Genomic DNA, 15,082 nt, shown 5'->3' on the forward strand with positions numbered 1-15,082 from the left:
TCATGTCAGCAGCCCCCACCCTCGACTACGAACGCCGCTTCCGCAGCTCCGGCGCTCGGCTCCTCGCGGGCATCGACGAGGTCGGCCGCGGCGCCCTGGCCGGTCCCGTCAGCGTGGGGATCGCCGTCGTCGACCTGCAGCAACAGAAGCTCCTGGCCGATGTCCGGGACAGCAAGCTGCTCAAGGTCGCGGACCGGGAGCGGCTGGTGCCGCTGGTCCGGGACTGGAGTGTCGCCTCCGCCGTGGGGCATGCGTCCGCGAACGAGATCGACGAACTCGGGATCATCGCGGCGCTCCGTCTTGCCGGGAACCGGGCCTGGTTTGCCGTGCTCGCCGCCGGCGTCAGGCCCGAGGTTGTCCTGCTGGACGGCAGCCACAACTGGCTCTCGCCGGATCTGCAGCCGTCCTTGTTTGACGATGCCCCCGCCGAACCCGGTTGCGATGCCCCGGTGCACACACTGGTCAAAGCCGACATGCAGTGCCTCAGCGTCGCCGCGGCCAGCATCATCGCCAAGGTCGAGCGCGATGCGATGATGTGCGGGCTGCACACCCAGTACCCGGCCTACGGCTGGGACGTGAACAAGGGCTACGGCACCGCAGCGCACAAGGAGGCGCTGCGGACCTCCGGTCCCACGCCGTACCACCGGGTCAGCTGGCAGCTGCTCTAGCTGTTCTGGCTGTTCTGGCCGCTCGGGCACGACGGCCGGTGGCGCGCGGCCGGCGTCGGATGGTGCAAGATGGAACCATGAGTGCCGAGGACCTTGAAAACTATGAGACCGACATGGAGCTACAGCTCTACCGCGAATACCGCGACGTCGTCGGGCTGTTCAGCTATGTGGTCGAGACCGAGCGGCGTTTCTATCTTGCCAACCATGTTGACCTGCAGGCCCGCAGCGCCGACGGCGAGGTCTACTTCGACCTGACCCTGCAGGACGCCTGGGTGTGGGATGTCTACCGCTCCGCCCGGTTCGTCAAGAGCGTCCGCGTCATCACGTTCAAGGACGTCAACGTCGAGGAACTGCCCCGCAGCGAGGAACTCGCCCTGCCCAAGGTCGAGGACCTGGGCAACTGACCATCGTTTCCTAGCCCCTGAGTGGCGCAGGGTTTCCGTTGCGGTCCAGGGCAATGCCCTGCTGCCGTAGCAGGTCCAGCACACTCTCCGGATACGAACCGCAGCCATCCGTGTTCGCGGATCCCCGCTCGGCCGCGTGGTCGGACGCCGTGTCGCCGATGCCGATGGTTGCGACGGCCGCCTTCCATCCGCCGAGCCCCCCGATCTGCTTGGGGACCCACACGTTGGCCGCACCGTTGACGTAGTCCCACACTTTGGGGTGGACCCCCGGGCCCAGATAGATGCCGCCTCCCGCCGCCCGGGTGACGAGTGTGGGCAGTGGCAGGACCCCCATCAATTGCGCGGCCTGATACTCGGACATGTTCCACGGGGGTTCGTCGAAGTAGTACCAGCTCGCCGCGCAGATGCCGTACAGCCTCGGGCCGAACTGCGCGTAGTTCAGATACAGCTCCATGATCCGTTGCGGGGTCAGGGTGAGGCTGAACTCGGTCGCAAGCCCGGCCTCCAGCCCCTTCCTCAGGGCATTCGTATCAGGCCACAGGAAGATGTTCTTGACCAGCTGCTGCGGGACCGTGGAACCGCTCGGGTCATCCTTGCCCTGCAGGTAGGCGACTGCCCTGTCCCGGAACTCATCGACGGAGAACGCGCCAACACGCGTTCCCAGCTGTTGGTCCTCGTGGGCGACGGCCGCGGCGATGACATAGCGGCTGATGTGGTTCAGGGACACGTACTGGTAGGCGATCGGGCCGCCGGTCTGCAGCATGTAGGCAGTGCGCGGGGGAGCGAACCAGATGAAGGAGACGGCGGCCAGCTCTGTGATGACCACCATGGCGAGGGCGAACTTGAAGATCCTGGCGAGCAGACGCCGGACCGGGTGCTTGCGTTTTACCGCTGGATCCGCCGGCTCGGGCTCTGGAGCGGGGCCTGGCTCTGACCGCACTGGCGCGGGCCCGGATCCTGGCTCAGTCTGCGCTGGTAGGGGCCAGGATCCTGGCTCGGGCCGCGCTGGTGCGGTCTCGGTCTCAGGACGCGCTGGTGGGGGCCAGCTGGGGCCCGCCTGCCTGCCGGGCGGACCTGGTTCCGTAAGCTGCTGCGTTCCCAGCGGCTGGGCCGCTCGATATTCCATACGCCGATCCTTTGGCCGATCCTCAGGAGAGACTACGGACGCCCCGCGGAATTCGAGGGGGTTGGGAAAAGCCTAGGTGGGCCGTGCGGGCATTGGCTACGTTTCGTTACCTGACAATCCCATCAACACGTCCTGTCAATGCCGCCACGGATTTGATCGCCGGAAGTGGCCGCCCGGGATCCGCCCAGATCCGGGGCCGTCGGCAGGCGTTGCGGCGAAGTGTCCCAACGTTGGTAGATGTGCACTCATGGGTTATCTCCACTGTTGAGAAATTCGGTTACCTGCTGCGCAACCTCGTTGGAGATTCCCGTTTGCCAGCTCGTTTTGAACAAGGGCTGATCGGCATAGAAGTCAGTGTCATCGTCGACGATTGCATACCGCGTAACTTCCGGATGCCGGTCCAGCCACATCTTCACTTCCTCGCCACGAAAACCTGTGTCTGCTGTCGGAGTAACGTCAAAGGTCTTGTAAACGTGTCGGTCGACTTCTTCACGGCCGCCTTCGATATGCCGCCATGTGGACGTTAGAACAACGGCTGCGTCCGTGTCGAAGATGATCTTGCAGACCTTGGACGCCAGGAAAGGATCGATGCCCATGAAGCCGCGAAAGCTCTGTCTCGTACCAACGCGGTTGACGACACCGTCAATGTCGAGGAAAAGTACCTTCATTCCTTGTTCCTCCTGCAGTTGTTTCGTTCTGCCTTGATTATGCGATCAGCAGTGCTGAGCGGGCTGCGGATACTCTTCTCATCACGCATGTGCTCTTGCAGCCCGGCGACGTTTTCCACATAGCCGAGGTGGGCCCTGTCTTCGTCCGTGGCGGCGCTTCACGCTGGAGGCATGAGAGCTAAGGATGTGCTGGGCCGGCGCGGGGAGGACCTCGCTGCGGATTTCCTGCAGGCCCACGGCATGCGGATCGTGGAGCGGAACTGGCGCTGCCCGGAGGGTGAGATCGACATTGTCGCGCTCGACGGCGACGCGCTGGTCATCGCCGAGGTGAAAACCCGGAAATCCCTGGCCTTCGGGCATCCGTTTGAGGCTGTCGGCGCGGACAAGCTGGCAAGGCTCCACCGGCTGGCAGCGGCGTGGTGCCGTGCCCAGGGGCTGTGGATGCCGCTGTGCCGCGTGGACGTGATCGCGGTGGTCGACGACGGCATCGGCGAGCCCGCCCTCGAGCACCTCAAGGGGGTGGGGTAGATGGCCTTGGGCCGGACCTATTCTGTCGCCCTCGTGGGCCTCAACGGCTACATCGTGGAGGTCGAAGCCGACATTGGCCAGACCCTGCCGGCGTTCGTGATCCTGGGCCTGCCGGACGCCTCACTGAACGAGGCCAAGGAACGGATCCGCTCGGCGGCGCAGAATTCGGGGATCCCGCTGAGCCGCCGGAAGATCACGGCCAACCTCATTCCGGCATCCCTGCCCAAACGCGGTTCGGGCTTCGACCTCGCCATCGCGATGGCCGTGCTGCTGGCGGCGAACGACATCAGGCCCACGGGCCGCACGGTCTTCATCGCCGAGCTCGGCCTGGACGGCCGGTTGCGGCCAGTGCGCGGTATCCTTCCGGCCGTGATGGCCGCGGTCCGGGCCGGCTACCCGGAGGTCGTCGTGGCCCGGGCCAACGTGGCGGAGGCCGAACTGGTCCCCGGCGCGCAGGTCCGGGGCTACGCCACACTGGCCCGGCTCGCGTTCGACTGCGGCGCGGACCCGCAGGACCTCGCTCTCGACTTCGAACCCGAGACCGAGGACTCCGGCCACCCCGAACCCGGCACCGGTCCCGCCCTGGCGCCGGACATGTGCGATGTCTCCGGCCAGGCGGCGGCGCGGCGTGCATTGGAAGTGGCCGCCGCCGGTGCCCACCACCTGCTGCTGACCGGACCGCCGGGTGCCGGGAAGACCATGCTCGCGGAGCGGCTGCCCGGGCTGCTGCCGGATCTGGGCGACACCGAGGCCATGGAGGTGACCGCCATCCACTCGCTGTGTTCGCTGCCGTCGGGCACCGTGCAGCTGCTGCGCCGCCCGCCCTACGAGAACCCGCACCACACCGCGACGGCGGTTGCCATCATCGGTGGTGGGTCCGGGCTGCCGCGGCCCGGGGCGGCATCCCGCGCGCACCGCGGGGTGCTCTTCCTGGATGAGGCCCCGGAGTACGACCGCGGCGTCCTGGACGCCCTGCGGCAGCCGCTGGAAAGCGGAGAGCTGGTCATCCACCGCTCGGCCGGGTCCGCGGCCTATCCCGCGCGGTTCCAGCTGGTCCTTGCAGCCAACCCCTGTCCCTGCGGCAAGGCAACGGGCAAAGGAGTGGACTGCATCTGCACGCCCATCATGCGCCGCCGGTACCAGGCCCGGATGTCAGGGCCGCTGCTGGACAGGGTCGACATCCAGCTCGAAGTCGAGCGGGTCTCGCTCGCCGGTTTCGGCCAACCTGCGGCCGAGGAAGGAACAGCCAGCATCGCGGAAAGGGTCCGGGCGGCCCGGACCCGCCAGCTGGACCGGTTGCTGCCATTCGGGATGGAAACCAACGCGCAGGTGCCGGGGCGGCTGCTGCGCGGGTCCCTGCGGCTCGATGCCCCCACCACCCGCATCCTGGACTACGCACTGGAGCGCGGAGTGCTGACCGCCCGCGGCTACGACCGCGTACTGCGCCTCGCATGGACCCTTGCGGACCTGTCCCGGCACGACGTCCCGGACGCAGACGACGTCGGGCAGGCGCTGGGCCTCCGGCAGGCCGCCGCGGTCTCACCCTGAGCCTGCCGGCACGAAGCCCACCCCAGCCGTGCGAAAGGAACCACCATGATTGATGACGAACGAACAGCCCGCGCCGCCCTGGCTCGCCTGTTCGAGCCGCAGGACGCGGCGGCCCTGGCACTGGTCCAGGCAGTGGGGGCGCAGGACGCCCTGCGGATTGCCAGCGGCGCGCTGGCCGCCGGTCCCGGGCTCGAACAGGAGATCACCGGAATCCTGGCGGACAGCGGGTGCGGCAGCGGCTGGTCCGGGCTCAGCGAGGCGCTGAAGCGTTGGGCCCCGCGCGTGCCCGACCTCGCCCCGGAGCGGGACCTGGCCACCATGAACCGGCTCGGCGGACGCCTCATCATTCCCACGGATGACTTGTGGCCGCGGCAGCTGGCGGACCTCGGACTGCAGGAGCCCCTGTGCCTGTGGTGGCGCGGCGTGGAACAGGAGCTGCCCCCGGCGGCCCGGTCCGTAGCCCTCGTGGGCTCCCGGGACAGCACCAGCTACGGGGCATCGGTGACGGGCGACCTCGCCTACTCGCTGGCCCAGCGCGGCTTCACGATCGTCTCCGGCGGGGCCTACGGGATTGATGCCCACGCCCACAGGGCGGCCCTGGCCGGAAGCGCGGGCGGCGTGCCCACCATTGCCGTCATGGCCGGGGGAGTGGACCGCTTCTACCCCGCCGGCAATGAGGACCTTCTGCGGACCGTGGCGAACCGCGGCGCGGTCCTGGCCGAGGTGCCGCCCGGGTCCGCTCCCACCCGCTACCGGTTCCTGCAGCGGAACCGGCTCATTGCGGCGTTGGCCTCCGTCACGGTCGTGGTCGAGGCCCGGTGGCGCTCCGGCGCCCTCAACACGGCCCACCATGCCGAGAGCCTGGGCAGGGCCGTGGGCGCCGTGCCCGGATCCATCCACAGCGCCAACTCCGCCGGCTGCCACCGGCTTCTCCGTGAAGGCGGCGCGGTATGCGTCACGGATGCCGGGGAGATCGCCGAGCTCGCCTCCCCGAGCGGCGAGGCGATGCCCCCGGACAAGGCAGGCCGGTCCGAGGCCCACGATGGCCTGACCCTGGAGGACCTGATCCTGCTCGATGCCCTGCCGCTGCGGACCACCACCTCGGTTGAGAAGTTGGCCGCGGTGGCCGGGCTGAGCCCGGACTCGGTCCGCGCGGGTCTTGGCCGGCTCGGGCTGCTGGGGCTGGCCGAATCCCGGCACGGCGGCTGGAAACGCTCAGGGAAGGCGGACTGAGATGGGTTGCTTCACCGGGAAGAAGCGGCTCGCCGACCGGCTCCTTGAATGCCGGGGGAATACTGCCAGAGTAAGAGGGTGTCTACACAGGATCCCCCCGCTGCCTCGCCCGCCGCGCTCGACGGCGGTATCCGGCTCGTCGCCGCACGCTTCGGCCGCTACCTGGAAGCGGAGCGGGGCCGGTCCGCCCATACCGTGCGGGCCTATCTCTCTGATGTCGAAAGCCTGCTCGCGCACGCCGCAACCGAGGGCGTCCACGACCTTGCCGGGCTGGAGCTCGGGACCCTGCGGCGCTGGCTTGGTGCCCAGAGCGAGTCCGGGAAGTCCCGCGCCACCCTGGCCCGCCGCGCCGCCACCGCCAGAGCCTTCACCGCCTGGGCTGTCCGTGAGGAGCTGATCGAAGCCGACCCCGCCCTGCGGCTCAAGGCGCCAAAGCGGGAGAAGTCCCTGCCCGGCGTCTTGCACCAGCAACAGGTCCGGCGGCTCGTGGACGACGCCGAATCCGCCTCGGCCGAGGGGGAACCGCTGGCCTTGCGCAACCGTGCCATGGTGGAGCTGCTCTACGCAACCGGTGTCCGGGTTGGCGAGCTGGCCGGCATGGACGTCGACGACCTCGACCCGGACCGCAGGACGCTCCGGGTGCTTGGCAAGGGCAACAAGGAACGCACGGTGCCCTACGGGCTGCCGGCGGCGCTCGCCGTCGACGACTGGCTCCGCCGCGGCCGGCCGGCCCTCGCCACCGGGACCAGCGGCCCGGCGCTCTTCCTGGGCGCGCGCGGCGGAAGAGTGGACCAGCGCCAGATCCGCAGCGTGGTCAAGGAGATGCTGGAACGGCTGGGAGACACCGCCGCCACCGGGCCGCACGCCCTGCGGCACTCCGCAGCGACCCACCTGCTCGACGGCGGGGCGGATCTGCGCGCCGTGCAGGAAATCCTGGGGCACAGCAGCCTTGCCACCACCCAGATCTACACCCACGTGTCCGTTGAGAGGCTCCGGCAGAGCTACCAGCAGGCGCACCCCCGGGCCTGAGGATTACCGGTCCGGCGCGTCCGGCCGGCCGGAAAAGGCACACAATTCGGCCCGCATTCCTGCACGGGATTTCGCCCGCATACCTGCCTAGGGCCAAGCGGACCAGGGTCCACCTGCGGGACTGCCGAAGCATGCACGGCGCGCCGGAAAAGACGCGCCGAATCGCACTGGCGTAATTAGGAGGGGTAGGGCAGAATAAAACTCACGCCCGGGAAGTTTCAAGTTGAACTTGAAGCTGGAATGCACCACGTCCCAGCTTTGAAACCGGCTGTATATTAGTAGTCTGGCAGGGACCGCCGGCATAAATTCGGATCCGCGCAACAGACAGACATCCAGGCACAGGTCGTTGGGGAAGACGTACCTACAGCTATGGAGGATGGAATGTCTGTTGCACTGACCCGAGGTGTGTTGTTCGTTCACTCGGCCCCGACTGCCTTGTGCCCCCACGTCGAGTGGGCCATAGGGTCTGTCGTGGACAAGCGGACGGACCTGGAGTGGACCGCTCAGCCTGCCGCGCCCGGAATGTTCCGGGCCGAGCTGTCGTGGACCGGAACGCCGGGCACGGGGGCTCAATTGGCGTCCGCTCTGCGAGGCTGGGCGCACCTGCGCTATGAAGTCACTGAGGAGCCGAGCCAGGGAGTCGACGGCGGCCGCTGGTCGCACACCCCGGAGCTCGGGATCTTCCACGCCACCACTGACGTCCACGGCAACATCATGGTGTCCGAGGACCGCATCCGTTACGCCTACGAATCCGGCGCCGGCGACCCGTCGGCCGTCTACCACGAGCTCTCGCTCGCCCTGGGCGAGGCCTGGGACGAGGAACTCGAGCCGTTCCGGCACGCCGCCGAAGGCGCCCCCGTGCGCTGGCTCCACCAGGTCGGCTAGGGCCTCACCGGGCGCACCACCGCAGCAATTCCATAGCTAGGCGCCAAAAGGCAGATGGCGGCAATGTTCACGAAGAACATTGCCGCCATCTGCCGTCCCGGCGTGCTGCGGGCGTGCTGCTGGTCGTGCAGCTAGACGCTGCGTACCGCGATCACGGCGTTGTGGCCGCCGAAGCCGAACGAGTTGCTCAGCGCGGCGATGCTGCCGGCCGGCAGGTCGCGGGCGGTCGTGACGACGTCGAGCGGGATTTCCGGATCCTGGTTCTCAAGGTTGATGGTCACCGGCGCCTTGCGGTCGTAGATGGCCATGACGGTCAGCACGGCCTCCACGGCACCGGAGGCGCCGAGCAGGTGCCCCATCTGGGACTTTGTGGCCGAGACCGCTACCGAGTCCACGTGCTTGCCCAGGGCGGCCTTGAGGGCCGCGTACTCGGGCTTGTCGCCGACCGGGGTGGAGGTGGCGTGCGCGTTGACGTGGACGATGTCTTCGGGCTGGATGCGGCCATCGAACATCGCAGCCTTCAGCGCGCGGGTGGCGCCCAGGCCCTGGGGGTCCGGGGCGGTGATGTGGTAGGCGTCGGCGGTGACCGAGGTGCCCGCCAGTTCGGCGTAGATCCGGGCGCCGCGGGCCAGGGCGTGTTCCTCGGCCTCGAGCACCAGGGCGCCGGCGCCCTCGCCCATGACGAAGCCGTCGCGGTCACGGTCGTAGGGGCGTGAGGCGTGCTCGGGATCGTCGTTGCGGCCTGAGAGGGCCTGCATGGAGGCAAAGGCGGCGATCGGCATCGGGTGAATGGCGGCTTCGGCGCCGCCGCACACGACGACGTCGGCCTTGCCGGCGCGGATGAGGTCCAGGCCCACGTGGACGGCCTCGGTGCCGGACGCGCAGGCGGAAACGGGGGTGTGGGCGCCGGCGCGGGCACCCAGGTCCAGGCTTACCGCGGCGGCCGGGCCGTTGGGCATCAGCATGGGCACGGTCATGGGCAGGACGCGGCGGGGACCCTTTTCGCGCAGGGTGTCCCAGGCATCCAGGAGGGTCCAGACGCCGCCGATGCCGGTCGCGAAGGCCACCGCCAGGCGGTCGTGGTCGATTTCGGTGATGCCGGAGTCGGCCCACGCCTCACGGGATGCGACCACGGCGAACTGGGTGGACGGGTCCATGCGCTTGGCCTCGACCCGGGTCAGGACGTCCAGGGCAGGGGTGGAGGCGCGTGCAGCGAAGTGGACGGGCAGCTCGTACTTGGCCACCCAGTCGTCCTCGAGCGTGTGCGCGCCGGAGACGCCCTTGAGCGCGTTCTTCCACATCGTGGGGACATCGCCGCCGATGGGTGTGGTGGCACCCAGACCGGTAATGACTACTTTGCGTGCCATGGGATCACTCTCTGTCGGTGCGCCTGCCGTATCCGGAACCGCGAACGGGATGGCCGGGGCCTGCGAGGGGAAAACTTTCGGGTGGTGCATTTCGTGGTGCTGCTGGTGGTCCGGTCCGGGCGCTGCTGCAGCGCCCGGACCGGACACCGGGTCCGCCGATACTGGCGGAAGCCAGACTAGGCCTGGGCGTTGGCGATGAAGCTGACGGCGTCGCCGACGGTCTTGAGGTTCTTGACCTCTTCGTCCGGGATGCGGACGCCGAACTTCTCTTCGGCGTTGACCACGATCGTCATCATCGAGATGGAGTCGATGTCCAGATCCTCGGTGAAGGACTTGTCCATTTCGACAGCCTCCGTGGCCAGGCCGGTCTCTTCGTTGACGATTTCAGCCAGGCCGGCCAGGATTTCTTCGTTGCTAGCCATTGATGGCTCCTTTTCTGGTTGTTGCCCTCGGCTGCCGGTGGAATGCCGGCAGCCTAAGGGCGGAAATGATTCAAACCGAGGGTTCGGCTTGGTGCGGGAATGCTTGCGAGCACAGCATGCGGGGCGGGCCCTGAAAGTGAAGGACATGCGGTGCAAGGGTGAAACGGGTGGAACGTATTTAGGTCGGAAAAGCGGTGGCTGCCTAAGGAAGCACGACCACCTGGGCGCCGAAGACCAGACCGGCTCCGAAGCCGATCTGCAGCGCCAGCCCGCCGCTGAGCTCGGGGTTTTCCTCAAGCAGGCGGTGGGTGGCCAGGGGGATGGACGCCGCCGACGTATTTCCGGCGTCGGCGATGTCGCGGGCGATCTTGACAGTCTCGGGCAGCTGCAGCTTCTTGGCCATCTCGTCGATGATGCGCATGTTGGCCTGGTGCGGGATGAACGCGGCGAGGTCCTCGGACCGGATGCCGGCTGCGTCCAGGGCCTGCTGGGCCACCTTGGCCATCTCCCACACGGCCCAGCGGAAGACAGTCTGGCCGTCCTGGCGCAGGGTCGGCCACAGGGAAGCGTCGGTCACGGCCGCTTCCTCATCGCTGACGGCGGCGCCGTGCTTGCCGGTCAGGGCGAGCTCGCGGATGTCCAGCATGGAGTGGGTCATGCCGATGGCATCCCACTTGCTGCCGTCCGAACCCCACACCGAGGGGCCGATGCCGGGCGTGTCAGAGGGGCCGATCACGACTGCGCCCGCGCCGTCGCCAAGCAGGAAGGAGATGGTCCGTTCCGTGTTGTCGATGACGTCGGAGAGCTTCTCGGCACCGACCACCAGGACGTAGGAGGCCGCGCCGGAACGCACCAGGGCGTCGCCCTGGGCGATGCCGTAGCAGTAGCCGGCGCATGCCGCGGAGATGTCGAAGGCCGGGGCCGGCGTCGCGCCGAGGCGGTCGGCGAGGCTCGCTGCGGCGGACGGGGTCGCATACGGGTGGGTAACCGTGGAAACGATCACGGCGCCGAGCTGGGAGGCCTCGATGCCGGCCTTCTGCAGTGCTTCACGTGCGGCGCCCTCAGCCATGTCAATCACGCTGACATCGGCGGGCGCGCGGTGCCGGGTGATGATGCCCGTGCGCTGGCGGATCCACTCATCCGAGGAATCGATCCACTGGCACACGTCCTCGTTGGTCACGATCACGCTGGGCCGGTAAGCCCCGATACCCATGATGCGGGTGTTGGCCTGCACCGGTGCCTGCTTCAGAGTGGGAACGCTCATGCCCCTCCCTCCAGTTCTGCAAATAGGGCCAGGGCCGCGGAAAGATCGTCCGGGGTCTTGACGGTGACTGTCTTGACGCCGGGCATGCCGCGCTTGGCCAGGCCCGCCAGTGTTCCGGCGGGAGCCAGCTCGATCGCGCCGGTCACCCCGCGCTGCACCATCGTCTCCATGCACTGGTCCCAGCGGACCGGCCGGGAGACCTGGGCGATCAGGCTGTCGACGGCGGCGGCGCCGTCGGTGACTTCCGCGCCGTCGAAGTTGGACAGCAACGGCACCTGCGGGTCCTTCGGGTGCAGCGACGGACGCAGGGCCTGCAGGGCCGCGCCCGCGGGGGCCATATGCGAGGTGTGGAACGCGCCCGCGACCTTCAGCGGAATAACCCGGGCCTTGGCCGGCGGGTTCTCCGCCAGGGCCTTCAGCTGCTCCAGGGTGCCTGCGGCGACGGTCTGGCCAGCCCCGTTGACGTTGGCGGCCGTGGCCCCGGCGGCAGCAATGGCTGCCAGGACCTCCGCGGGGTCGCCGCCCACGACGGCACTCATGCCGGTCGGGGTGGCGGCGGCAGCGGCTGCCATGCTGTTGGCGCGTTCGCGGACAAACGTCATGGCTTCGGATTCCGACAGGACACCGGCGAGGGAAGCCGCGGTGATTTCGCCGACGGAGTGGCCGGCAAGGATGACGGGAAGCGTGCCGAGTTCGACGTCGAACAGCGACTTCGCCGTCACCAGGCCCGCAGCAACGATCAGGGGCTGCGCGACTGCGGTGTCCTTGATGGTCTCCTCATCGGAGGTGGTGCCGTGGGCGGTGAGGTCGATGCCTGCTATTTCGCTGAGGGAGGCCAGGAGGCCTGCGACGGGTGGCAGTTCCAGCCAAGGGGCCAGAAAACCAGGGGTCTGGGAGCCCTGTCCAGGGCAAACGATTGCAAGCACGTAACCAGCTTTCCAAATTACCGCGTGAACATTCGTGTTTTCATGCACCAAGCTCACTGGGTCAGTTTGTAGGAAGTCTACAACGGTTCAGGAGCCGTTGCGGGGAGGTTGCCGCTCCGTGGGGGCCTTCGGCGGGGCAGAAAGCCGGCCCACGACGAGGGCGGTCTGGAGCACGAACGCCTCCCGCGGCAGCAGCGGATCCCAGCCGGTGACGTCGCAGACGCGCTTGAGCCGGTAGCGCACTGTGTTGGCATGGACGAAGAGTTCCCGGGCCGTGGCCTCGAGTGAATGGCCCAGTTCGAGGTACGTGCCGAGGGTCTCCACCAGCCCGTTGGAGGCGGCCAGAAGCGGGCGGTAGATGTTTTTGACCAGCGAGCGGCGAGCGGCGTCGTCGCCGGAGATCACCCGCTCCGGGAGCAGGTCATCGGCCGCCACCGGGCGCGGCGCGGAAGGCCACGCGCGGGCCGCGGTGAGGCCGGCAAAGGCGGACTGGGCGGAGCCGCTGGCCTCGAGGAGGGACCCGGCCTCCGGGCCGTAGACCACCGGGCCGGGGGCAAAGAGTTCGCTGAGTTTCAGGTATGCGGTCTCCCGGTCGTGGACCCCGCCCAGGATCAGGATGAGGCGGTCGCCCTGGATCCCCACAAGGGCGTCCTCGGCGAAGCGCCCCGCCGTGCGCCGCAGCTCGCTGACGTAGCTGGCGCTTGGCTCGGACGGGGAATTCCCGACCATGACCGTGAAGCGCTCCTGTGCTTTCCAGCCCAGGGCCGCGATCCTGGACCGCAGCGCGTCGGTATTTTCGCCACGGAGGATGGCATCGACAATCAGGGCTTCCAGCCGGGTATCCCAGGAGCCGCGGGATTCCGCGGCGCGGGCATAGACGTCGGCGGCCGCGAACGCGACCTCCCGCGAGTAGCGCAGCACGGCCTCCCGGAGGGCCCCCTGGTCCGCTTCCGGGGCGATCACCGGGACCTGGTCCTCGACGACTTCCACCACGATCCGGATCAGCTGGAGCGCCTTCTGCAGGCTGATGGAGCGGGTCAGTTCGGTGGGCGCGGTGCCGAAGACGTCGGAGAGGATCCACGACGGCGAACTTGGCCGTTCGTACCAGGTGACGAAAGCCGCGATGCCGTTCTGGGCCACCATGCCCAGGGCGGAACGTTCATCCGAGTTCAGCCGGCCGTACCACGGCAGGGACTTCTCCAACTGGCGCAGCGTCGTCGTCGACAGCTGGCCCACGCTGGCCCGGAGCTTCTTGAGGGTTTCGGCTTTCTCCGGAGTCATCGCCCTCGAGCTCGGCTTGCGTTTTTCGGGAGTGGTGATCGGCTCTGCCATGCATTGAGCATACGGGGCGGGCCGCCCAAGCTCCATTTGTGCGAAGGCTACAACTGCCCTTGTCCTGCATCACAGCGGCCCGCGGGAGTCCAGAGCGCCCCCGGAGGGAGGCCCGAGGGAGGCCGGAGGGAGGCGGGGCGGTTAAACGCCCGACGGCGGCCCCCACCTTTCGGTGGGAGCCGCCGTCGAACGTTCGCTCTTGCGCTGAGGCGCGGTTAGGAGTCGCCGCCCGCGTTGCCGGTGGTGCCGGCGTTCACGTTGTGCAGGCGGTACTTCTCGATGGCCTGGGCAGGTGCCTGGGCATCCACTTCGCCCCGGCGGGCCAGCATCTGAAGGGAACGGACCACAACCGAGTGGATGTCGTTCTTGAAGAAGCGGCGTGCCGCGGCGCGGGTGTCCGAGAAGCCGAAGCCGTCCGCGCCGAGCGAGGCAAACTCGTTCGGCAGGAACTGGCGGATCTGGTCCGGCACGGCCTTCATGTAGTCAGTGACCGCCACGATGGGGCCGGTGGCGCCGGCGAGCTGCTGGGTCACGAACGGGACGCGGGCGGGCTGGCCGGGGTTGAGGAAGGAGTCTTCCTCGGCGGCCATGGCGTCGCGGCGCAGTTCGGTCCAGGAGGTCACGGACCAGACATCCGCCGAGACGCCCCAGTCCTCGGCGAGGACCCGCTGGGCTTCGAGGGCCCAGGGAACCGACACGCCCGAGGCAAGGATCTGCGTGCGCGGGCCGTCAATCTTGGCCGGCGCCAGCAGGTAGATGCCCTTGATGATGCCCTCGACATCGAGTTCCGCCGGTGCGGGCGGCTGCACGATCGGCTCGTTGTAGACAGTGATGTAGTACATCACGTTCCGCGACGGATCGTTGTCGGCAATTTCCTTCCCGGCTTCGCCCGGGCCGTACATCCGGTTGAGGCCGTCACGCATGATGACGCCCATCTCGTAGCCGTATGCCGGGTCGTAGGTGATGACGGCCGGGTTGGTTGCCGCCAGCATGGGGGAGTGCCCGTCGGCATGCTGCAGGCCTTCGCCGGTCAGCGTGGTCCGGCCTGCCGTGGCGCCGATGATGAACCCGCGGGTCATCTGGTCGGCGGCCGCCCAGAAGGAATCGCCGGTGCGCTGGAAGCCGAACATCGAGTAGAAGACGTAGACCGGGATGAGCGGTTCGCCGTGGGTGGCGTAGGACGTTCCGGCGGCGGTGAAGGCTGCCACGGACCCGGCCTCGTTGATGCCGGCGTGCACGATCTGGCCGGAGATGGACTCCTTGTACGCCAGGACGAGCTCGCGGTCCACGGAAAGGTAGTTCTGGCCGTTCGGGTTGTAGATCTTCGCCGTCGGGAAGAACGCGTCCATGCCGAAGGTGCGTGCCTCATCGGGGATGATCGGCACAATCCGCTTGCCGAACTCCTTGTCCCGCATGAGGTCCTTGAGCAGGCGGACGAACGCCATGGTGGTGGCGGCGTGCTGCTTGCCGGAGCCGCGGTTGGCGACTTCGTAGACCTTCTCGTCCGGGAGGGTGACGTCGGCGTGCTTGGAGCGCCGCTCGGGGACGAAGCCGCCGAGTTGCTTGCGGCGGTCCATCAGGTACTGGATCTCCGGGGAGTCCATGCCGGGGTGGTAGTACGGCGGCCGGTAGAGGTCCGCTTCGAGCTGGTCGTCCGTGATCGGGATGCGCAGGTGGTCGCG

General features: G+C 68.2%; 15 protein-coding genes. 7 read left to right on the forward strand and 8 right to left on the reverse strand.

Features of this window, described 5'->3' with window-relative positions; genetic code table 11:
* Window positions 1-2: 2 nt before the first annotated feature.
* Together AC1DFR_RS17725 and AC1DFR_RS17730 are read left to right on the forward strand one after the other, a co-directional pair.
* Window positions 3-668, forward strand: coding sequence for a ribonuclease HII (locus AC1DFR_RS17725; protein ID WP_223916524.1), 666 nt, complete (start codon window positions 3-5; stop codon window positions 666-668).
* Window positions 669-745: 77 nt separating this feature from the next.
* Window positions 746-1,072: a DUF2469 domain-containing protein gene (locus AC1DFR_RS17730; RefSeq protein WP_018773443.1), complete on the forward strand. Its 327-nt coding sequence runs from the start codon at window positions 746-748 to the stop codon at window positions 1,070-1,072.
* Window positions 1,073-1,082: 10 nt separating this feature from the next.
* On the opposite strand, the gene AC1DFR_RS17735 is transcribed toward AC1DFR_RS17730, so the two are convergent.
* Together AC1DFR_RS17735 and AC1DFR_RS17740 are read right to left on the reverse strand one after the other, a co-directional pair.
* Window positions 1,083-2,012: a transglycosylase domain-containing protein gene (locus AC1DFR_RS17735; RefSeq protein WP_476874051.1), complete on the reverse strand. Its 930-nt coding sequence runs from the start codon at window positions 2,010-2,012 to the stop codon at window positions 1,083-1,085.
* Between the two features lie 431 nt (window positions 2,013-2,443).
* Complete coding sequence (locus AC1DFR_RS17740; RefSeq protein WP_476874052.1) at window positions 2,444-2,866, reverse strand: HAD domain-containing protein; 423 nt, start codon at window positions 2,864-2,866, stop codon at window positions 2,444-2,446.
* Window positions 2,867-3,037: 171 nt separating this feature from the next.
* Between AC1DFR_RS17740 and AC1DFR_RS17745 the strand changes: the two genes are divergently transcribed.
* The 5 genes from AC1DFR_RS17745 (at window position 3,038) to AC1DFR_RS17765 (ending at window position 8,089) form a co-directional block, all read left to right on the forward strand.
* Window positions 3,038-3,394 (forward strand): YraN family protein, encoded by a 357-nt coding sequence (locus AC1DFR_RS17745; RefSeq protein ID WP_230012585.1) that lies wholly within the window; start codon window positions 3,038-3,040, stop codon window positions 3,392-3,394.
* Entirely contained in the window at window positions 3,395-4,942 is a 1,548-nt protein-coding gene (locus tag AC1DFR_RS17750; RefSeq protein ID WP_476874053.1) for a YifB family Mg chelatase-like AAA ATPase, read from the forward strand. It abuts the gene before it with no gap.
* 45 nt (window positions 4,943-4,987) lie between these two features.
* Window positions 4,988-6,175 (forward strand): DNA-processing protein DprA, encoded by a 1,188-nt coding sequence (gene dprA, locus AC1DFR_RS17755; RefSeq protein ID WP_476874054.1) that lies wholly within the window; start codon window positions 4,988-4,990, stop codon window positions 6,173-6,175.
* A gap of 48 nt (window positions 6,176-6,223) precedes the next feature.
* Window positions 6,224-7,204: a tyrosine recombinase XerC gene (locus tag AC1DFR_RS17760; RefSeq protein WP_476874055.1), complete on the forward strand. Its 981-nt coding sequence runs from the start codon at window positions 6,224-6,226 to the stop codon at window positions 7,202-7,204.
* Between the two features lie 381 nt (window positions 7,205-7,585).
* Entirely contained in the window at window positions 7,586-8,089 is a 504-nt protein-coding gene (locus tag AC1DFR_RS17765; RefSeq protein ID WP_026266435.1) for a DUF3145 domain-containing protein, read from the forward strand.
* A 131-nt stretch (window positions 8,090-8,220) separates the two neighbouring features.
* Here AC1DFR_RS17765 and fabF read toward each other — a convergent pair whose 3' ends face one another.
* The 6 genes from fabF to AC1DFR_RS17795 all read right to left on the reverse strand — a co-directional run.
* Entirely contained in the window at window positions 8,221-9,456 is a 1,236-nt protein-coding gene (fabF, locus tag AC1DFR_RS17770; RefSeq protein ID WP_476874056.1) for a beta-ketoacyl-ACP synthase II, read from the reverse strand.
* Between the two features lie 176 nt (window positions 9,457-9,632).
* Window positions 9,633-9,878, reverse strand: a complete 246-nt coding sequence (locus AC1DFR_RS17775) for an acyl carrier protein (protein WP_018773434.1) — start codon at window positions 9,876-9,878, stop codon at window positions 9,633-9,635.
* A 202-nt stretch (window positions 9,879-10,080) separates the two neighbouring features.
* Window positions 10,081-11,142, reverse strand: coding sequence for a beta-ketoacyl-ACP synthase III (locus tag AC1DFR_RS17780; protein ID WP_026537071.1), 1,062 nt, complete (start codon window positions 11,140-11,142; stop codon window positions 10,081-10,083).
* Window positions 11,139-12,068 (reverse strand): ACP S-malonyltransferase, encoded by a 930-nt coding sequence (locus AC1DFR_RS17785; RefSeq protein ID WP_476874057.1) that lies wholly within the window; start codon window positions 12,066-12,068, stop codon window positions 11,139-11,141. The genes AC1DFR_RS17780 and AC1DFR_RS17785 overlap by 4 nt, the downstream gene beginning before the upstream one ends.
* A gap of 87 nt (window positions 12,069-12,155) precedes the next feature.
* Window positions 12,156-13,400 carry a PucR family transcriptional regulator gene (locus AC1DFR_RS17790; RefSeq protein WP_018773431.1) on the reverse strand — a complete coding sequence of 415 codons (1,245 nt, stop codon included), beginning with the start codon at window positions 13,398-13,400 and terminating at the stop codon, window positions 12,156-12,158.
* A 215-nt stretch (window positions 13,401-13,615) separates the two neighbouring features.
* Window positions 13,616-15,082, reverse strand: a 1,467-nt coding sequence (locus AC1DFR_RS17795) for a transketolase-like TK C-terminal-containing protein (protein ID WP_476874058.1), incomplete at its 5' end; no start/stop codon positions are given.

It is taken from the genome of Arthrobacter sp. 05T410, assembly GCF_056396505.1.

Excerpts from the sequence above, each read along its gene's own strand:
- AC1DFR_RS17725 (WP_223916524.1), top strand. The coding sequence starts at position 3 with ATGTCAGCAGCCCCCACCCTCGACTACGAACGCCGCTTCCGCAGCTCC.
- AC1DFR_RS17730 (WP_018773443.1), top strand. The coding sequence starts at position 746 with ATGAGTGCCGAGGACCTTGAAAACTATGAGACCGACATGGAGCTACAG.
- AC1DFR_RS17740 (WP_476874052.1), bottom strand. The coding sequence starts at position 2,866 with ATGAAGGTACTTTTCCTCGACATTGACGGTGTCGTCAACCGCGTTGGT.
- AC1DFR_RS17745 (WP_230012585.1), top strand. The coding sequence starts at position 3,038 with ATGAGAGCTAAGGATGTGCTGGGCCGGCGCGGGGAGGACCTCGCTGCG.
- AC1DFR_RS17750 (WP_476874053.1), top strand. The coding sequence starts at position 3,395 with ATGGCCTTGGGCCGGACCTATTCTGTCGCCCTCGTGGGCCTCAACGGC.
- dprA (WP_476874054.1), top strand. The coding sequence starts at position 4,988 with ATGATTGATGACGAACGAACAGCCCGCGCCGCCCTGGCTCGCCTGTTC.
- AC1DFR_RS17760 (WP_476874055.1), top strand. The coding sequence starts at position 6,224 with ATGCCGGGGGAATACTGCCAGAGTAAGAGGGTGTCTACACAGGATCCC.
- AC1DFR_RS17765 (WP_026266435.1), top strand. The coding sequence starts at position 7,586 with ATGTCTGTTGCACTGACCCGAGGTGTGTTGTTCGTTCACTCGGCCCCG.
- fabF (WP_476874056.1), bottom strand. The coding sequence starts at position 9,456 with ATGGCACGCAAAGTAGTCATTACCGGTCTGGGTGCCACCACACCCATC.
- AC1DFR_RS17775 (WP_018773434.1), bottom strand. The coding sequence starts at position 9,878 with ATGGCTAGCAACGAAGAAATCCTGGCCGGCCTGGCTGAAATCGTCAAC.
- AC1DFR_RS17780 (WP_026537071.1), bottom strand. The coding sequence starts at position 11,142 with ATGAGCGTTCCCACTCTGAAGCAGGCACCGGTGCAGGCCAACACCCGC.
- AC1DFR_RS17790 (WP_018773431.1), bottom strand. The coding sequence starts at position 13,400 with ATGGCAGAGCCGATCACCACTCCCGAAAAACGCAAGCCGAGCTCGAGG.